We start from the raw sequence: 18,145 nt of genomic DNA, 5'->3' as shown, positions 1-18,145 counted from the left end.
TTTCGTGACCTTAATTGGTAAAACTATCAAAAAACAGGAAAGGAGCACCAAAGGGATGTTTCAACTTATTCAAAATCTCAAAAAAAAAGGCCGACAAAATGCCGACCTTTTTTCCTATATCGAAAATTAATTGTCTTGCCAGTTTGCTCCAAGTACTGCAGATATCTTTTTGTTCAAAGCATCTGCCTCAGCAGTGTTTTTCAATCTGCTATGAACCTGAAACAAGATGATCATGATATCAGTATTATCAGGTCTGATTTCAACTGCTTTTGTGAAATAAGGAACTGATTGCTTGTAAAGCTCATCAGCCTTCTTTCCCATAGCCTGAGACTGTTTTTCCCACTCTTCATCAGACAGTGCATTCAATTCATTAAGAATTTTTCTGGATGACTCAAGCATCAAAGCACCTGTATAATAGTTGCCTTCGAAGAATTTTGGATCTACTTCAACAGACTTTTTATAGTCTACCAAAGCACCTTCCAAGTCACCTGCTTGCTCCTTCAAATATCCTGATCTCAAAAGAAGCCCGGTATTGTTAGGGTCATTTGCCAATGCTTCATTGATCTGAGACATTGCTTCGTCCATTTTATTAAGCTGAAGAAGCAATTGGATTTCATACTCAGCCAATATTTTATCCGTAGGATACTCTTTTTTTGCTTTTGTTATCAATTCGTAGGCAGCTTCTGGATTTTTCTCCTCTGTGCTGAGAATCTGAACCATGGTATAATAAGCATTGATCTTATTATACTCCGGAACCTCGAATAAATACCCAAAGTGTCTTTTTGCATCCTCAAACTTCCCTAGCTCATTCGCAAGGAATCCGGCATTATAGTGGCTTAGAGTGTCAGTATAATCAATTTCGCCAGCCATGTTGAAGAACTCATAGGCTAATTCTAAGTCGTCATCTGTGTAACGCTCGATCGCTTTATCATAGGCCACATTTTTCAACGTGATAATTGAAAATGGCCGTAAATTAATCGGAACACCCACAAGTTCATCTTCGTAAACTAATTTCCCAACACCAGCATTTTTATTGCCGCCGGCCATTTCAAACGTCTTTTTGAAAGTTTCCAAGGCAGTGAATCCTTTTTGGACTGTCTCTGCTGTATTGGAAGAATCAGTACCAAATATTTTAGTCTCGATTTGTGCTTTCAACAAGAAAGTAGCGGGGTCGCCGCTTGTTTCAGGATTTGTGGATGCTGCGTTTATAGCAGCCAAGGCAGACTCAAGGTTTCCTGATTTGAATCCTTTTTCTGCTTCTTTAATTACTTTTTTTTGTCCAAAGGCTAGGGTGGTAGCACCAATCAGGACCATTGAGAGAATCAGCTTTTTCATTAGCGTATTTGTCTTAATTGTTTGGTTATTCAGTTGTTTCTTCGGGCGTTTCGGGTGATTCGCTTTCCAAGTCAGGAGAATCGATGATTTCAATTTCTTCTTCTCTTGAGATTTTCTCAACAGAGGAAATTTCGTCTCCCTCTCCTACTCTTATCAGTTTCACACCTTGGGTAGCTCTACCCATTACTCTTAACTGATCCATTGAAATTCTGATGGTGATTCCAGACTTATTGATAATCATAAGATCGTCTGAATCAGTCACTTGCTTGATCGCAACTAAGGCTCCGGTTTTCTCAGTTACGTTCATTGCTTTTACTCCTTTTCCACCACGGTTGGTAATTCTGTACTCTTCCAGTTCGGAACGTTTTCCGTAACCTTTTTCGGACACTACCAGCAGTGTTGCAGTTTCCTCTGAGGCACAAACCATGCCAATGACATAATCTTTATCTTGATTTAACGTTATCGCTTTCACGCCTGTCGCAGTCCTGCCCATCGGACGAACTGCCGACTCAGGAAAGTGTATTGCACGGCCGGATTTAGCGGCTATCACGATGTGCTGTCTTCCATTGGTCATGCTGACATTTACCAACTGATCATCCTCTCTGATATTCAAAGCGATGATACCATTGATACGAGGGCGACTGTATTGCTCCAAGGTAGTTTTCTTGATAATCCCCTTTTTGGTAATCATGACCAAGAAGTGATTATTCAGGTAATCCTGGTCTGCCAAACTCTCCACCTGTATGATGGATCTGATTTTGTCATCAGATTCAATGTTGATCAGGTTTTGAATTGGACGGCCTTTGGAAGTCTTAGACCCTTCCGGAATCGCATAAGTTTTCAACCAGAATAATTTCCCTTTATCAGTGAAAATCAAAAGGTAATTGTGCGTGGATGCTGTAAAAAGATACTCTGTAAAATCATCTTCTTTGGTACTCACGCCTTTAGAACCAACTCCGCCTCTACCCTGAGTTCGGTATTCTGTTAAAGCAGTACGCTTCACATACCCCTGATGCGATACGGTGATCACCACCTCTTCATTCGGGATCATGTCCTCGTAGCTGAAATCTTCCGCATTGTGCTCAATTTCGGTACGTCGGTCATCGGAATACCTGTCTCTCACTTCCTTAAGTTCAGTTTTGATGATCTCCATCCGCTTTTCTTCGCTGCCGAGGATTTCTTTCAATTCATCGATCAAGGCCATGATCTCTTTGTATTCTTGAATGATCTTATCGCGCTCCATGCCGGTAAGACGTTGCAATCTCATATCGAGAATCGCACGCGCTTGGATTTCGCTCAATTCAAACCGTTCCATCAGGCCATTTCGAGCTGTCTCAGGATCCGGAGAATTCCTGATCAAGGAAATGACCTCGTCAAGATGATCAAGTGCTATCAGATAGCCTTGGAGGATGTGCGCTCTTTTTTCAGCTTCTCTAAGCTCAAACTCGGTTCTTCTAACCACCACCTCATGTCTGTGGGCCACATAGTGGACAATCAGATCTTTGAGGTTCAGGGTATAAGGTCGACCCTTCACCAAGGCAACGTTGTTTACCGAGAATGAAGTCTGTAATGCGGTATGCTTGTAAAGGTTATTCAATACCACACTGGATATTGCATCACGCTTTAGCTCATATACAACTCGCATCCCTGATCGATCCGACTCATCGCGAATGGCAGAAATACCCTCTATTTTTTTCTCATTTATTAAGGCGGCAGTTTTTTCAACCATGTTTGCCTTATTAACCATGTATGGTATCTCAGTAATGACAATCATCTCCCGATTGCCACCATCTTTGATCTCCACATTGGCTTTTCCTCTAACTACGATTCGTCCCCTTCCAGTCTCGAAGGCTGCTTTGACACCATTATAACCATAGATAATACCTCCAGTTGGAAAATCCGGGGCAATGATGTATTTCATCAATTCAGCAACGGTAATCTCTTTGTTCTCGATGTAGGCAACGATTCCGTCTATGACTTCGCCCAAATTGTGGGGAGCCATATTTGTCGCCATACCTACTGCTATACCGGATGCCCCGTTGAGAAGCAGTGCAGGGATTTTGCCTGGAAGAACCGTTGGCTCTTTGAGGGAATCATCAAAATTGAATTGGAAGTCAACTGTTTCCTTGTTGATATCGACCAACAATTCTTCTGCGATCCTTTTGAGTCTAGCCTCAGTATATCGCATCGCCGCGGGGTTGTCCCCGTCAATGGACCCAAAGTTACCCTGACCATCTACCAAAGTGTATCGTAAAGACCAATCTTGGGCCATTCGCACCATGGTCTCGTATACTGCGGAATCACCATGCGGGTGATATTTACCCAAAACCTCACCTACAATTCTGGCTGACTTTTTATGAGGTTTATTATGTAATACACCAAGTTCCTGCATTCCATAAAGAATACGTCTGTGAACTGGCTTTAGTCCGTCTCGGACATCCGGAAGTGCTCTTGAAACAATGACTGACATCGAATAATCGATGTAGGCACCACGCATTTCCTCTTCAATATTAATTGGGATAATGTTCTCGTTTTCTCCTTGAGCCATATAATGCTAATTCGGGGGTCGATTAAGCCTGCAAGATAGTAAAAACTGTAAGGTTTCGAAAGTCCAGTTTCAAACCTTGTTTCAGCAATCTTTTCCTTAATACCACTGTCCGACTCTTCGGTTTTGCATATTTAAAATAGAACTTCCCCGATATTCTACCCCATTGTGAAGGTGCTTCATCACGACTCCGCAACCCTGAATTTTACATCTTTTAGTCCCCGGGATTTTTATTGCCATGCCCGCTTGTACTGCATAGACATTTTGATTAATGTTTTGGAATTCAGAAAAATCTGAAGCTGCGTAGGTGAATTTTCTGAATTCAGCTCCGCCTTTCAAAAACAGCTTTGCATATTCTGAAAAATCATATTCCACACGCATTGCTACTCCATAATAAGGATCCGCAGAGACAGCAAGTCGTGGGACGTAAGGAATAGAACCTACATCCAAGGCAGGATCATAGGCTTTTGTCAATTTCATTTTACCAAATTCCCCCTCCAAAATAAACCTCCATGGATAATTTTGTCTGGCTCTTTGTTTTAGCTCTGACTGCATGTAAATGTTGTTGCTACTGTATCTGCGATATTTCCATTTCAAAAACCCCTGGCGTCGCTTGGCATCATAGAGCACCAATCCCACTGTACCATAAGTTTTACTCAATTGATACGAAGCTCCCTCAAATTGGAACTCGTGGTCATTGCCTCTCATCGGAGCAAGATTGCCCCACTCTCTACCGAGTCCGCCTCCTATAGTCAATAAATTAAACAAGTTGATCCTTACTCCGGCATTGACTAGCGGGAATGCCCATTCGTTACTTGATAAAGAAAGCGTATCTGAAAGCTGAAAGGATGATCCTTCAAAATTTTGGAATTGAGAAATCGGATAAAGGGATGGGCTTTTCGAATAAAAATCTGTGCCCATATGATGGTAAGCTGCCCCTGTGGATACTTCCAAAGAAAACATCTCAATAGCATTCCTGAAAAGGTTTCCTGCTCCGGAGTTACTTTTAGGATTCTTTGCTTTTGAACTGATTCCAAAAATATCATCCTCCTGACCCCAAGCAGCAGAATTAGCAATAAAAAAAACAACTGCGAAGAAGTAAAATTTTCTGATTGTCATGCCTTGATAACGATAAATTGCTTTGGATGGTGTGAAAATAAAAAAAGAAGCCTCTATTTAAAGAGACTTCTTCAAATCTATTGCCAATCAATTTTTTTTATTGATGACTTTTTAAACTCCGTCTTTTTTAACTTTCATTTCTGCCACTAGCTGATCCAACTTTTCTTTCAGCGCGGGGTCCTCTTTAATGGCTCCATTTACCTTGTTATAGGTAGACACTCCAAGGACAGCATCATCCTTAATAAGGTCTGTTTTGAAATCTATGACAGACTGTTGAAGTGAATCTTGAAAATCCTTGATCGCTTGATATGCGATTTTTTCTTCAGCTGTAAGTTTGATTTCAGCTTCTTTCGCTGCGTCGCCCCAAGCTGCCTTGATTTCATTGTATCTGGCTCCTCCCTCGATGACCTCATTATTAAGAATCATCTCTCTCAACTCCAAGGTTTTTGTATCAACATATTCGGAAGTCATAACCTCAACTGTGGCAAACTTCTTCAATTCTTCATCAGTTACAGCCTCTTTAGGTGCAGTTTCCTGCGCAAATCCTGACAAACTCAATCCTCCAAAAAGGAGCAAAAACATCCAATTCTTTTTCATAATTATTGTGGTTGTGTATTCAACAACTTGCAATAAATAGGCCTAAGATCAAGGATGCAAGTTAAAAAATGTCTTTTAGGATATTTTATGATGAACGGTAGGACACCTAATTTTTTAGATTAAAATTGCTTGAGACTAGCGATTGTGGCTTGTGGATCAACCGAATTAAAAACGAAACTACCCGCTACCAACAGGTCTGCACCTGCCTGGATTAGTTTAGGAGCATTGTCCAAATTAACGCCACCATCTATCTCGATTTTAGCTGAGGATCCTTTTTTTATAATAAGGTCCTTTAGTCTGGAAACCTTTGAATAGGTGTTTTCAATGAATTTTTGTCCCCCAAAGCCAGGGTTAACAGACATCACACAGACTAAATCAATGTCGGCAATGATTTCACCAAGCAGCTCGATAGCGGTATGTGGATTGATCGCGACGCCTGCTTTAGCTCCCAATTTGCGAATCGCTTGTATGGATCGATGCAGGTGCGAACAAGCTTCATAGTGGACAGAAATGATTTCTGCTCCGGCATTCCTAAATGCCTCCAAGTAACTATCCGGATTGACTATCATCAAATGGACATCCAATGGTTTTTTTGCATGCTTGTGAATCGCCTCCGTAACGGGAATTCCAAATGAAATATTCGGGACAAATACGCCGTCCATAATATCCACATGAATATAATCCGCTTGAGATTTATTCAGCATTTCAACCTCTTTTTGAAGATTGGCAAAATCGGCAGCGAGAATTGAGGGGGCAATCAAGATGGACATAAATACTTTTTACTTTTCTAGTTAGATTTTTATTGGATAGAGATCCCTTACTGTCTTACCAGCTTGATTTGCTTGATGTAAGAGCCATCTCTCATTTGAATCAGGTACATCCCCGGCTTGACTCCATTTAACTGCACCCGGTAAGGTGAATTAGGATTAGCACGGGTCAACGGTGCTTGGATCAGAATTTTTCCTGTCATGTCTATCAATTCAAAGTTACTGCTAAGTCCTGTTCCAAAATAAATGGAGATCTCGTCCGTGACCAATGGATTTGGATAAACCTTCCATTCGATGTCTTCTTCTTCTACCGAAAGAATTTCCCCATACAAAGCCTCATAGAATTTTGGAATTCCATAGCCCAATAGATTATCGGGGGTTTTATATTGAGTGGCACTTCTCAGCAAATTTTCAATTAGTTTATCCTTAATCCATTCAGGTCTCGCCTGCCATAGTCCTGCTGCCAAAGCTGTGATTTGCGGAGCCGAAAAGGATGTTCCACCGGAAGCACCCACGGTCCCATTAGAGCGAATCAATACCGGAGAAGCTCCAAAAGCTGCCAATTCAGGTTTTAATCTGCCGTCGCCTGTTGGCCCTCGAGAACTAAAACCGGATCGGGAAAGGTCGGTATTTACCGAGCCGACGGATAAAATACCCTTTGCATCAGCCGGTGCAACTAGGCTTGATACTCCTCTTGAGCCGTAGTTGCCTACACTATTGACAATCAAGATTCCTTTCTGTGCTGCAATTGTTGCCCCTTTGGTAATAATTGCCGTTTTTCCATCCAAATCAGCAATGGTATAATCCATTTTTGGATCATCAAAATCCCAATAACCGACAGAACTATTAATAATATCCACTCCAAGGCTATCAGCATATTCTGCACCCCTTACCCAGTTGAACTCCTCAACTCTGTATTCCGTCGCTACCTCCTCAGTGATGACTAATATATAGTTTGCATCATATGCTCCGGAAACTAATTTCCCCGGCTCATTGGCTGCTATAAGTGAAAGCACATTAGTGCCATGCTGATTGTCAATAAAAACACCTGAATTCCAAGGTCGAACAAAATCCCGCTGTCCAACAATCTGATTTTTTGTAAACAAATGGGCAAATGGAGAGCCGGTATTAGTGCCTGGAAATCCCGCATCAAATACAGCCACAGTTACCCCTTTTCCTGTGTAGCCTTCCTGATGCATTTTATCAATGCCGATCAGCTGATTTTGAAAATCATAAGTATTATTTGCTACCGCCAGTTCACGGGTATTCAATTTGGGTTCATTATAGTTGGTTTCCAAAGTGACAGAAGCATAAACTTTGTCTTGAATACGGGCATTTGGCTTAGGTAAAAACCCCACGCCTACCAATTCAACCTTATCCACAAAAGGCAATGATTTTAACGTGGTTGCACCTAGGGCATCAGTCACCAACACTGCTGCGTTCATCCACTTACTGGTATAGAGTATATAATTAGCGGTTTTGGCGACTTCATCCAGATATTTTGAGGCGACAGGTAGGTCTAAGCTATCCGCTTGAATGCCTTCCCTTGTCCTTCGTTGAATTGCTTTTTGAGTTAAAAATGCTTGGGGATTTGCCAGTGAAAGACTTGTCTGAGGTTTATGTTTAAAGTAAACGGCGTATCGATCCTGAGCCTCAGCAGCGAAAGCAAAAATCATAAAACTCAAAAAACCAACACAGAATTTAATTCTTCCCATACTCCAATAATTTCAAATGAGTTTTGTTTCCACTATCAATTACTTGCTTGCCTAAACAATCATTTCTTGAGCAATAAGTTAACACTTCATCATATTTTTCCAATAGACCTATTTCCTTACCAAAAATCTCATAGCGTAAATCTCGAATTGTAATTTTATCATCCAGATTTTCTTGGTCGACCCTCACCAAGGGAACACCCTCAAAACCCGGTAGGTTTCCAGCCCCAAGCTCCACTATTTCAAAATCATCCTTTCCTTCGGCCTGATAAATTTTGCCATTCCAAATTTTCCCTAAAATCGGTGGAAAAACCAGTGCAACAAGGGGTTGATTATTGATAGTTCGAAGGAGGACTTTGTCTCTGTGAATCATGATATACTCCAACTCAAAAACCCAATTGGACCGATTTTGTGATTTGGACCGCTCTACGATATAGTTGAATTCATTCTGTTCATTCAGATATCTTGATCTTATTCTATCCCGATAAAAATACTGCTCGGTTTCGGAGTCATTTTCACCAAAATAAATGGTCTCATCTACCCCATAAATCCAAAATTTACCAATCTCAAGCGGTTGATATTCCAGCTCCAGGTCCAAGTTTGGGGTTTCTATGTTTTCCTCACAGGCTACTCCAAACACTAAAAAAACGAATAAATAAAGCGTAAAACGTTTCAGCATACCGAAATTTTAAATTCAAAATCAAGTGTGTTTTCGCTACTTTACCAGTAGAACAAAAAGGCTAACAAACAAATCCGAAAAACACAGTATCCCAGATTTCTCCCCTCGGCTGTACGGATCTTCGTGTACTGATTCCTTCAATGTGGGTCTAGCATCTATCTACCACGTCTAGTGAAGGGCCAGCACCCCGATTTCGGGAGTAAATTAACCAATTGGCATAAAACACATCATCCTATAAAATTACATTCATTTATCGGGTATGAACCAAACATGAGGTTTTTTTACTGTCAGCTCATTTACTTTTCTGTGTAAAATGACCTGCTTACCTTAGCGGTCAATTTAATCAACTATGGCACTAAGCACTTTTGTAAAAATAAACAGCATTACCAACCTCACCGACGCCAGGTACGGGGCCGGCATGAATGTCAACCTTTTGGGATTCAATTTGGATTCAAATTCGGATAAATATATCAGTCCCGCCGTTTTTAAAGAAATCAGTGGGTGGTTGTCAGGAGTAGACTTTGTGGGAGAATTTACCCATGAATCCATACACGGGTTATTAGAAATACTTAACGAATACCCAACTATCACCTGGATAGAACATGATCGAATCGAGGAATTGAAAGCTCTGGTCGGAAAAGGTTATGGGCTTATCTATAAAATGAACTTGGAAGAAGTTCGGAAAATCGAACCTGATGTGGCTATTGAACTCCATCAGTCCGAAATAATATTTCATGTGGTTTCGAAGCAAGACACGCTATCGGAGGATGATTTGGAAGTTCTCAAAAACCTGGCTGAAAAGTGTAAAGTGATTTTGGGAACCGGCATCAATGTTCAAAGTGTGAGAACCTTGCTGGATAATACTGGTATTTATGGGATATCACTCAGTGGAAGTGATGAAATAAAGCCCGGATTAAAGGACATGGACGAGCTCGCAGAGATTCTCGAACAACTTGAAATAGAGGAGTGAAGACAAACCCCGACCTTTTAGGCCGGGGCTTGTTTTTTTAGCTATCCCAGAGATCTGTCAGCTTATAGGGACTTTGAGGTCCTGTGAAGAAGCTACCGTCGACAAAACGATGATTTACTTCAATATTGGCAAAGTGATCCAAATCCTGTTGATCCAAGTCCAATTCTGCAGCTTTAAGATTTTCAATGATCCGATCTTTGTTGACTGATTTTGGGATTACAGCGATATCTCTTGAAATAGACCAGGCAATCAAAACCTGACCTACACTTGCATTATGCTTTCGGGCTATTTCTGCCACTACAGCATTTTCGAGAAGTTTTGGGTCATTTTTATGCCGGTCAGCTCTCGAATCCGGTGAACCAAGTGGTGAATAGGCTGTCAGTAGAATCCCGTTTTCAGCGCAAAAATTCACCAAATTTTTCTGCGGTAAAAACGGATGCATCTCCACCTGATTCATTTCAGGTTTTTCACCTTCCATGCCTAAAATTTCTTTCAGTTTACCTTGATTAAAGTTAGAAACCCCGATGTGCTTAGTCAATCCAGAAGACTTTTGTTCTTGCATAGCTTCCCAGGTTTGGGTCAAGGGGACGTCCTGATAGGTATAGAATTCTTCGCGATGTGTAGCAAAGCCTATCCCAGGTTTGAAGGCAATTGGCCAATGAACAAGATATAGATCAAGACTATCAAGCCTCAAATCACTTAATGATTTTTCCAAGGCAGGTTTTACATCTTCATGCCGGTGACTGTCATTCCATAGTTTGGAAGTGATAAACAAGTCTTTTCGCTTCACCAGTCCATCTGCCATGGCATCGGCAATTCCCTGACCTACTTCCCGTTCGTTTTGGTAGATCGCGGCACAATCAATATGTCTATAACCCGCTTCAATTGCCCAATAAACCGCCTTTCGTACCTCGCCAGGCTTACTTTTCCAGGTTCCTAAACCAAGAATCGGTAGTTTGTCTCCGTTCTTAAAAATTAAATTTTTCATGCTTCTCTAAATTTCGATATTTTTTTTGGGTGTCTTTGCCTACTCCTGAATCTACCTTCGGTTAATACGCTTTTTTCTCCAAATATTTTTTGAAACGATTCATTACCCAAAGGTGCAACTTCGCTTGAGTATTTACATATACGAGCCAAGGTAATCTTGGGACGAATTCATGAATGGCAGATATGATGTATTTACTGTCGAGAACTTCTCTGAACTCCAACCAACCATAATCGAAGCGCTTCACCAGCCATCCTCCTGTAATGTAAAACAGCTGTCTTTGGTGATCACTACGGTCTGGAATCATAGTTAATTTAAGCATCGGCTTTTTGCTTAACAGCAAAAAAAATGCAAGATCCCCGTTTTTTGAGATTTTTCCGTTGATCAGAAATCTAAAGAAAGTTGGAAGCCAGAGGTTATATCGATTTGCTACCCAAAGCGCCGAATGTCTGTTTTTATTCGGCATTCGCTGAATAGACCGCACAGTATTTCTGACACTGTTAGATTTGAAAAAAGAAGGCATTTTTGGATAATCCTTCGCAGTAAGTGCTACTTCACAGGCTTCGTCAAAAGTTTGATAATCAATTTCCTTTTCTTTAAAAGCCAATTCCGGAGACACAGTTAAGGTGTGTCTCAAACTTTCGACCAAAGGCGAAACCAATTGTGGTGGACTGTCTCCAAAAACGCCCACCCAAAGTTTGGAGAGACCCAACGAAAAAAAAGGGACGGAGAAAACAAGTCGTTTTTTCCCCATTGCTTTTGCCGTACGTTCCATCATATTTCGATAGGACATCACTTCAGGGCTTCCAATTTCGATGGCTTTACCAAAGACATTTGGGTTGCCAATGCAAGTGTCAATGATCGTTAGTGTGTCCTTCAAGGAAATAGGTTGCGTCAAAGACTCTGTCCACTTCGGACACATCAGGACAGGAAGTCTGTTGATCAGATTTTTGATCATATCAAAACTGGATCCTCCCGGTCCCACGATGATCGAAGCACGCAAAGCTGTCAATCTTGAACTGCGTGATCCCAAAGTCTGCTCTACCTCCAATCTGCTTTTGAGATGTCTGGAAAGCATTTCTTCCGGTTCATCTGGCAATAAGCCTCCCAGATAAATGATTTGTTTTACTTCATTTTTTTCGGCTGCACGACTAAAATTATCTGCCAAAAGTAAATCCGTATCCTCAAAACTTCCCTGATTGAGTCTGGTGGAGGCATTCATGGAATGCACCAAATAGATGGCTACGTCTATTCCTTTCAATGCCTCTATAGTGGAAGTGATCGAGTAAAGTTCCACTTGCCTCCATGCTACTTCGGGATAGGGGTTTTGATCTAACTTCTGTCTGCTCAGAGCGACAAAATTATATTTATGCCGATATTCTTTGATCAGCCATCGACCGATATAGCCTCCTGCGCCGGCAATTGCAACTGTAAGTTTTGGATCACTCGAAATGGAATTGGAGGCGGGCATAAAAAATAGGGCTGATTGGGAAATATAACACAATCGGCCCTACTCTGTTTAATATTTTGGCTTATTTCAGCGCAAACTCTCTTGCCAGAATCGTAGTGTAATATTTTGTGATCATATTAGGAACCTCCCAAGTGGGCATTTTTCCACTTTTATAATATTCCAAAAACCGCGCTGTCACTTGGGCAAAATGGGCTTCATGCCCATTGTGGTAGGAATCAGGGACGATCACTTGATATTCACCGGAAGGCATTTTCAATAAATCAATTCCGGGATAGTTGGCTTGAAGCGTCTCTTTTACCGCTTTTTCCAAAGTAGCCAAATCCGATCCGATTAGCTTTACATACAAGGCAGGCCGATAGTTTTCTTCTTTTCCCTGACGGATAATCAAGTTGGCTTTGGTTCCCCGCATCATGCTGTAGTGCGTATCCGCACTTCCTTCAGGCGCCTGGAAATTCCATATCACGCTCACTTTGGCATGTTTGCCTTTTAGCATGTAGTTCATTTCTCCATTGGAAAAGACCTCCAAATTATTGCTTTTGACGGCTTTCTGGAGAAAATCAGGAAATGCAGTCTTACCTGTCACTTTTTGAAATTCCTCCAAGGTCATCTTCGTTGCCCATCTTTTTGCAGAAAGCATCTGAACATCCGCCGTATCCAAAGTCACTTCCGGAAAAGCTTCCCATTGAATCAAATCCACCAAATGCGTAGTGACATCCACTATCCCGTCTCCCTCCTTTTCCACATCAAAAAACCAATCCGGACGGATCAAAGGCACTCCTGATACGTACTTGAAGAAATGGTGAATGGACTCTTTGGTGATTGCGGGGTTTTCAGGTGTTCCGTTTTCCAATTCCCCAAAAACATCTGAAATCATGGAAAGCTCACGCTGAAGTAGCGTGGTGATTTCAAATCGCTCCGTCATGATGTCGTAGAGCAACAACTCTTTCTCTGCTGCAATCTGAAATGCTTTTTTGAGCTTTTGAAAGCCCTCAGGATTAATCACCAAAGGTTTATCCGCATAGACGTGAATTCCATTTTCCACTGCCGCGAGGATGTAATCGATCTTTAGATCATTTTTTCCGGCCACCATCATAACATTCCCCGGCTTCTGGGAAATCATCTTTTTCAGGTAATCCGGCCCATTGTACACCTCAAGATTCCATGCCGTTGGGCTCTCTTCCCGATTGTTGTAGCTCGCGATTCGATTGAGATGATCTTTCAATTCCGGGCCCTCGGGAGCGAAAATATAAATTGTGGAATCCACCACCGGGTACATTGACTTGTGAATCAATCCCGCATGAAAATGTCCGGGATCAAGCGTCATGATTCTCACTTTTGAGTCTGATTCAGGAGTTTCGGTTTTCATTTCTGAATTGGAACAGGAAACGAGAAAAAGGGCCAAAACGGCCCCATTTATTACTTTTGATGATTTCATTTTGTTTTTTTTACCACAGAGTTCACGGAGAAATATGTTTTTTAGGTATTGACTTCGTCGGTACTTCATAGCTGAAAGTCTCCAGCGAGCCTTTTAAGAGCACGGAGTTTAAAAGCTTCGCTTTTGTGGACGATACAACTTACCTCTTACTGTTCACTACTTACTAATTTATACTCCAGCATCGGTCGTCGGAAACCCGAAAACGATCAAACTAAACCTTCACAAAGTCTGTTCCCCAAGGGGCGCGCTGAGGTCGACTCAAATGAGAATTAGCTTCCGCATCGTTGATAAATTCTTCTTTTACGGGATCCCAAGCCAACTTTCTTCCTAATTTCATTGCGACGTGACTTACTAGACAGACTGAGCACGATCTGTGTCCGATTTCAACAGGAGAGAGCAATTTGGCATTTCCCTGAATTGCCTCAAGCCAATTGCCATGATGTTCATTACTTCGGATTAGTCGGATTTCATTTTCTCCGATGACGGATTTCAGAATTTTGGGATCTGAAGCATCCAATGCTTTGGCACTGTTTCCCTGAGCTACAGGATCCGAGGCAGAGGCCACATAATTTCCTCTGGATACCCAAATCCAACCTTCGGAACCTTCATATCGAATCCCGTTTGGATATCCTCCGGAAGTGAACATCATGACTCCATTGTCATATTCTGCTTTGACCATGAAGTCCCCGTGTACATTCCAAAGCCCGGCTCTTGGAAATTCGGCCACAGCCTCAATGTATCTTGGGCCGGTAAGTTCGGTATCCATACCCCAAGCCGCAGAGTCAAAGTGATGCTGTCCCCAGCCGGTGATCATTCCTGCTCCGTAATTTTCATGTCTCAACCATCCCGGACGGCTGTAGTCATTTTGTGGGTGCACTCCGATTTCAGTATATGGAACTAAAGGTGTTGAACCCAACCACATGTCAAAATTCAGGTTGGAAGGAATCGGCATGGCAGGTCCAGCAGGTCCTGCAGGATCTCCGGGCAATCCAATTCGAACGGTGTGTAACTTTCCGATTCGCCCATTTCTTACCAATTCGGCTGCAATTCGAAACTGTTCACTGGAACGCTGCTGTGTACCAAGTTGAAGAACTACGCCGGTTTTATTGACCACGTTAACCAATTGACGGCCTTCTTTGATGGTCAGGGAAGTTGGCTTTTGAACGTAAATATGTTTTCCAGCCAAAGCAGCTTCCATGGCAGGCTGGGAGTGCCAATGATCAGGAGTGGAAATGATCACTGCATCGATGTCCTTATTCAGCAGCATCTCGCGGTAGTCCCCATACTGCTTCACATCCATGTATTTCTCACCGAGTTTTTTGGTGTAGTAGTCTTCCACCAGCTTTTTTCCATCAGCCATCCGTTTGCTGTCCACATCTGAAACAGCCACGATTCTAGCCACGTCGTGCCTCCAAGTACCCGGGAGATCATGCTCACGGGCTATTCTGCCACAGCCAATCTGACCAATGTTGATCTTGTTGCTTGGTGCATTCTTTCCAAAAACAGATGCAGGCACAATCGTGGGGAATCCAAAAGCCGCTGTGGCCAGTGCTGATTTCTTTATAAAATTTCTTCTTTTCATAATTCGGGATTTAATGGGTTTGAATGTTGACTGAAATTAAAATTCTCCAAATTCTCAGGCAACAATAATTTGTTTAAGATTCTTAGTTCGTGATTCTGAAAACTGTGGACTATGGTCTATGGTCTATGGACTATGGACTATCGTCTATCGTCTATCGTCTATCTCATTTTATAAAGGCTCTCCAATAGGCTTCTGCCTCCTCAGCCGTCAAGTCTCCGTCAAAGACAATCATTCGGTATTTCAGGGTATTTCGCTCATTGGGCTGAATCTCCCAGGACTCATGACGAATCGGACAAAACTCTATGAACACATTTCCTTCTCCCTTGTATTGTCCAAGTGGCCAAACGCGAAGTGGTTCGGGATGCGATTTGTTGGTATTATGACTTAAGAAAAGTATTCCGCTTTGGCCGGAGGCATCTGCGGTTTTTCCTTTGACGATAATCCATTTGGCATTGGATCCATCTGCATCCTTTCGATCCTTACCTTCCGAAGTCAGGATTGAGCTGTTGGCATCACCCCAAAGCTCCGTGGCGCGAAAGCCAATTCCACCACCATATCTGTAATCATCCAGCAGAATTCCTCCCGGAATCTTGGTGAAAATCGTCGTGGTGTAATCGACCATGTATCGACCTTTGTCAGCAGGTTTGACTTTAATCCTCAGGTCTTCTTCAATTGCCAATCGCTCACTTTCAGGAGCTTTGAGATCCAGATGATTCTGACGGACATTGAGTTCGGCAGCTCCTCCGGCTACTTTTTTGGAGAGCACTTTGGCAAAATCCACTCTGCCTTTTCCATCTCCCAAATTCCAAAAATCCACTTCTCTACCACTTATTGTAGCTCGAGTCCAAGGACCCCAAATTCCGTAATGATGATAATGATCCGGAGGCTGGATCCTACTGAGCACCTGACCACTTGGCGAAGTGATAGGATGAATAAAGCCTGACTTTTTGAAGTCCGCCTTCACGCCCTCCGGTACATCGGTGGTGGCAGTTTGATAGGTTAAAACCCGTTGATTATCAATTAAAAAATCGATGCCGAACGGAGTCTCCTTTAGGTTTACTTTTTGCGAAAACGATCCCGTAGAAAAAGTCAGAAATACAAGGATCGGAAGGAATATTCTTTTGAAACACATGGAAAATTCAGGTTATTGGGGTTCGAATTTCAAGTTATCAAAAACTACAGTAAAGCATCAACTCATTGAACCCAATAACCCATGAAGCGGATTATTTTCTACGCAATCGTTTCCATCTTTTCGCTGAATTTTGCCTGCGGGCAAAGCCTACCCGAAGTCACGCTTGATCAGGCTTGGAAGGCCAAAATCAAAGCTTTAGCTCCTGAAAAAGCCACCTTTCCCGCCAAAAAGAAAAACATATTAGTCTTCTCCCTTCATACCGGATTCAACCATTGGGTGATTCCCCATACCGAAGAGATGATCAAAATCATCGGGGAAACAAGTGGGGCATTTACTGTAATTGGAAGCAAGGACATCGCAGAATTTGAGGCCAAAAATCTAAAAAAATACGATGCAGTCATCTTAAACAACACCTGCTCTAAACCTGACCATCGAAATCTTTTTTGGGACAAACTCAAAGAAGATACCTCTAAAGACTCCGTGACTTTAATGAAAAAAGCGCAAGAATTAGAGGGTAATTTATTGAGCTATGTCGAAAAAGGTGGAGGTCTGATGGTCCTTCACGGCGGAGTGACTACTCAAAATAATTCATGGGACTTCAGCCGATTATTGGGGGCGAGTTTCGATTACCATCCTGTGCAGCAGGCATTCCAAGTCAGACTGGAAGATCCCAATCATCCACTTGTCCAGGCATTTCCATCCGAGGGATTCAACCATATCGACGAACCTTATTTCTACAAGAATGCCTATGCAGAACTGGATTTCAAGCCTTTACTCTATTTCAACAATGCAGAAATCAAAAGTCAGCGCAAGGGTCAGGAGCTGACAGAAGGAAAAACGTATGTGGCCTGGATTCGGGCCGAAGGCAAAGGAAAAGTGATGTACATCTCCCCTTCTCACAATGCCCAAAGCTTCGAAAACCCGGATTTGCTGCAGTTCTACCTCGATGGCATGCAGTATGTGGTCGGTGATGTGGAATGTGATGAAACTCCAATCAAGAAATAATTTAACCACGGAGACCACGGAGGTAGAATGAGAGGGCACAAAGGGTTTGTCTCATCCTGACTCTCGGCATTTAGAACTTATTAATTCATGAAAAAGAGCAGAAGCTTGTTTTAAACTTCTGCTTTTTTATTACCATCTGTGCCTATCTGAGTCATCTGTGAGCCTAGAATTTAAAAAAATTTATTGCCTTTGGGTCTTAGTGGCAAAAAGGGGTCTTAGCAATCAACAAGGCTCCTCACTCCAAAAGGTTGCGACAATAGTTGGAACTGGATAAGGTGCCAAAATTGCCAGACATATTGCTGCGTAGGAATCTCTCAATTCCCTATCCTTTTCCCGATCAAATTCCCTGAATTGGATGAATCCTTTTGAAGCTCTGGGAATGCTTACTTCTGAATAAATCCGAACAACATTTTTGTAAGTTATCCCATCATAATACTGGATAGTTTCTCCTACATTTTTCAAGTTCTTAATAGATACTAATGTTCCAAGCGTACATTGTTCCCCACCGATAACTCCAATCTCATAACAATCAATAGGTTCCATATCAGACTGACATCCCGAAATGAGAATCGCAGATAGGATGAAAGCAAAATGAAGGGTTCTATGGAGAAGATCTGTGGTTAGCATAGTTTGAAAACGGAAAACCAATGCCCTTTGCTACTTAATGGAAAAAAAATAAACAGGCCGTGCCTTCAGCACTCGAAACTGGATTTTTCCCTACTAACCCGGCATTTCATACCGGGCTTTTACAAGATATGCCTTTGGCATTATAAATCCGCGGTAATCTGCGACCTATTCTGCGGAAATCTGC

General features: G+C 42.1%; 15 protein-coding genes. 2 read left to right on the top strand and 13 right to left on the bottom strand.

Annotation, left to right across the window (positions count from 1 at the left end; genetic code table 11):
- Nucleotides 1-126: 126 nt before the first annotated feature.
- The 7 genes from Q8M62_RS20550 to Q8M62_RS20520 form a co-directional block, all read right to left on the bottom strand.
- Entirely contained in the window at nucleotides 127-1,335 is a 1,209-nt protein-coding gene (locus Q8M62_RS20550; protein ID WP_304901848.1) for a methyltransferase, read from the bottom strand.
- A gap of 25 nt (nucleotides 1,336-1,360) precedes the next feature.
- Nucleotides 1,361-3,883: a DNA gyrase subunit A gene (gene gyrA, locus Q8M62_RS20545; protein ID WP_304901847.1), complete on the bottom strand. Its 2,523-nt coding sequence runs from the start codon at nucleotides 3,881-3,883 to the stop codon at nucleotides 1,361-1,363.
- 96 nt (nucleotides 3,884-3,979) lie between these two features.
- Nucleotides 3,980-4,999: a hypothetical protein gene (locus Q8M62_RS20540; protein WP_304901846.1), complete on the bottom strand. Its 1,020-nt coding sequence runs from the start codon at nucleotides 4,997-4,999 to the stop codon at nucleotides 3,980-3,982.
- 111 nt (nucleotides 5,000-5,110) lie between these two features.
- Nucleotides 5,111-5,596, bottom strand: a complete 486-nt coding sequence (locus Q8M62_RS20535; RefSeq protein WP_304901845.1) for a hypothetical protein — start codon at nucleotides 5,594-5,596, stop codon at nucleotides 5,111-5,113.
- 119 nt (nucleotides 5,597-5,715) lie between these two features.
- Entirely contained in the window at nucleotides 5,716-6,366 is a 651-nt protein-coding gene (gene rpe, locus Q8M62_RS20530) for a ribulose-phosphate 3-epimerase (RefSeq protein WP_304901844.1), read from the bottom strand.
- 47 nt (nucleotides 6,367-6,413) lie between these two features.
- The gene (locus Q8M62_RS20525; RefSeq protein WP_304901843.1) at nucleotides 6,414-8,078 is read right to left on the bottom strand and encodes a S8 family serine peptidase; all 1,665 of its coding nucleotides are present in this window, start codon (nucleotides 8,076-8,078) and stop codon (nucleotides 6,414-6,416) included.
- Nucleotides 8,065-8,754 (bottom strand): hypothetical protein, encoded by a 690-nt coding sequence (locus Q8M62_RS20520; protein ID WP_304901842.1) that lies wholly within the window; start codon nucleotides 8,752-8,754, stop codon nucleotides 8,065-8,067. Before Q8M62_RS20520 ends, Q8M62_RS20525 begins: the two co-directional genes overlap by 14 nt.
- A 349-nt stretch (nucleotides 8,755-9,103) precedes the next feature.
- Between Q8M62_RS20520 and Q8M62_RS20515 the strand changes: the two genes are divergently transcribed.
- Nucleotides 9,104-9,724 (top strand): phosphoribosylanthranilate isomerase, encoded by a 621-nt coding sequence (locus Q8M62_RS20515; protein ID WP_304901841.1) that lies wholly within the window; start codon nucleotides 9,104-9,106, stop codon nucleotides 9,722-9,724.
- A gap of 37 nt (nucleotides 9,725-9,761) precedes the next feature.
- Here Q8M62_RS20515 and Q8M62_RS20510 read toward each other — a convergent pair whose 3' ends face one another.
- The 5 genes from Q8M62_RS20510 to Q8M62_RS20490 all read right to left on the bottom strand — a co-directional run bounded on the left by Q8M62_RS20510 (nucleotide 9,762) and on the right by Q8M62_RS20490 (nucleotide 16,329).
- Nucleotides 9,762-10,712, bottom strand: a complete 951-nt coding sequence (locus Q8M62_RS20510) for an aldo/keto reductase (protein ID WP_304901840.1) — start codon at nucleotides 10,710-10,712, stop codon at nucleotides 9,762-9,764.
- A 61-nt stretch (nucleotides 10,713-10,773) separates the two neighbouring features.
- The gene (locus Q8M62_RS20505; RefSeq protein WP_304901839.1) at nucleotides 10,774-12,180 is read right to left on the bottom strand and encodes an NAD-dependent epimerase/dehydratase family protein; all 1,407 of its coding nucleotides are present in this window, start codon (nucleotides 12,178-12,180) and stop codon (nucleotides 10,774-10,776) included.
- 61 nt (nucleotides 12,181-12,241) lie between these two features.
- Nucleotides 12,242-13,615 carry a putative oxidoreductase C-terminal domain-containing protein gene (locus Q8M62_RS20500; protein WP_304901838.1) on the bottom strand — a complete coding sequence of 458 codons (1,374 nt, stop codon included), beginning with the start codon at nucleotides 13,613-13,615 and terminating at the stop codon, nucleotides 12,242-12,244.
- 211 nt (nucleotides 13,616-13,826) lie between these two features.
- On the bottom strand, nucleotides 13,827-15,197 hold the full coding sequence (locus tag Q8M62_RS20495; RefSeq protein ID WP_304901837.1) for a Gfo/Idh/MocA family protein: 1,371 nt from the start codon (nucleotides 15,195-15,197) through the stop codon (nucleotides 13,827-13,829).
- A gap of 163 nt (nucleotides 15,198-15,360) precedes the next feature.
- Nucleotides 15,361-16,329 carry a PmoA family protein gene (locus Q8M62_RS20490; RefSeq protein WP_304901836.1) on the bottom strand — a complete coding sequence of 323 codons (969 nt, stop codon included), beginning with the start codon at nucleotides 16,327-16,329 and terminating at the stop codon, nucleotides 15,361-15,363.
- Nucleotides 16,330-16,410: 81 nt separating this feature from the next.
- Here Q8M62_RS20490 and Q8M62_RS20485 point away from each other — a divergent pair, with 81 nt between their 5' ends.
- Nucleotides 16,411-17,334 (top strand): ThuA domain-containing protein, encoded by a 924-nt coding sequence (locus tag Q8M62_RS20485; RefSeq protein ID WP_304901835.1) that lies wholly within the window; start codon nucleotides 16,411-16,413, stop codon nucleotides 17,332-17,334.
- 222 nt (nucleotides 17,335-17,556) lie between these two features.
- Here the strand turns inward: Q8M62_RS20485 and Q8M62_RS20480 are convergent, their stop codons facing one another.
- Nucleotides 17,557-17,961: a hypothetical protein gene (locus Q8M62_RS20480; RefSeq protein WP_304901834.1), complete on the bottom strand. Its 405-nt coding sequence runs from the start codon at nucleotides 17,959-17,961 to the stop codon at nucleotides 17,557-17,559.
- Between the last annotated feature and the right edge of the window lie 184 nt (nucleotides 17,962-18,145).

The sequence above is a fragment of the Algoriphagus sp. genome (assembly GCF_030694375.1).
Taxonomy (GTDB): Bacteria; Bacteroidota; Bacteroidia; order Cytophagales; family Cyclobacteriaceae; genus Algoriphagus.
This window is presented reverse-complemented; position numbering and strand designations above follow the sequence as displayed.

Excerpts from the sequence above, each read along its gene's own strand:
- Q8M62_RS20550 (WP_304901848.1), bottom strand. The coding sequence starts at position 1,335 with ATGAAAAAGCTGATTCTCTCAATGGTCCTGATTGGTGCTACCACCCTA.
- gyrA (WP_304901847.1), bottom strand. The coding sequence starts at position 3,883 with ATGGCTCAAGGAGAAAACGAGAACATTATCCCAATTAATATTGAAGAG.
- Q8M62_RS20540 (WP_304901846.1), bottom strand. The coding sequence starts at position 4,999 with ATGACAATCAGAAAATTTTACTTCTTCGCAGTTGTTTTTTTTATTGCT.
- Q8M62_RS20535 (WP_304901845.1), bottom strand. The coding sequence starts at position 5,596 with ATGAAAAAGAATTGGATGTTTTTGCTCCTTTTTGGAGGATTGAGTTTG.
- rpe (WP_304901844.1), bottom strand. The coding sequence starts at position 6,366 with ATGTCCATCTTGATTGCCCCCTCAATTCTCGCTGCCGATTTTGCCAAT.
- Q8M62_RS20525 (WP_304901843.1), bottom strand. The coding sequence starts at position 8,078 with ATGGGAAGAATTAAATTCTGTGTTGGTTTTTTGAGTTTTATGATTTTT.
- Q8M62_RS20520 (WP_304901842.1), bottom strand. The coding sequence starts at position 8,754 with ATGCTGAAACGTTTTACGCTTTATTTATTCGTTTTTTTAGTGTTTGGA.
- Q8M62_RS20515 (WP_304901841.1), top strand. The coding sequence starts at position 9,104 with ATGGCACTAAGCACTTTTGTAAAAATAAACAGCATTACCAACCTCACC.
- Q8M62_RS20510 (WP_304901840.1), bottom strand. The coding sequence starts at position 10,712 with ATGAAAAATTTAATTTTTAAGAACGGAGACAAACTACCGATTCTTGGT.
- Q8M62_RS20505 (WP_304901839.1), bottom strand. The coding sequence starts at position 12,180 with ATGCCCGCCTCCAATTCCATTTCGAGTGATCCAAAACTTACAGTTGCA.
- Q8M62_RS20500 (WP_304901838.1), bottom strand. The coding sequence starts at position 13,615 with ATGAAATCATCAAAAGTAATAAATGGGGCCGTTTTGGCCCTTTTTCTC.
- Q8M62_RS20495 (WP_304901837.1), bottom strand. The coding sequence starts at position 15,197 with ATGAAAAGAAGAAATTTTATAAAGAAATCAGCACTGGCCACAGCGGCT.
- Q8M62_RS20490 (WP_304901836.1), bottom strand. The coding sequence starts at position 16,329 with ATGTGTTTCAAAAGAATATTCCTTCCGATCCTTGTATTTCTGACTTTT.
- Q8M62_RS20485 (WP_304901835.1), top strand. The coding sequence starts at position 16,411 with ATGAAGCGGATTATTTTCTACGCAATCGTTTCCATCTTTTCGCTGAAT.
- Q8M62_RS20480 (WP_304901834.1), bottom strand. The coding sequence starts at position 17,961 with ATGCTAACCACAGATCTTCTCCATAGAACCCTTCATTTTGCTTTCATC.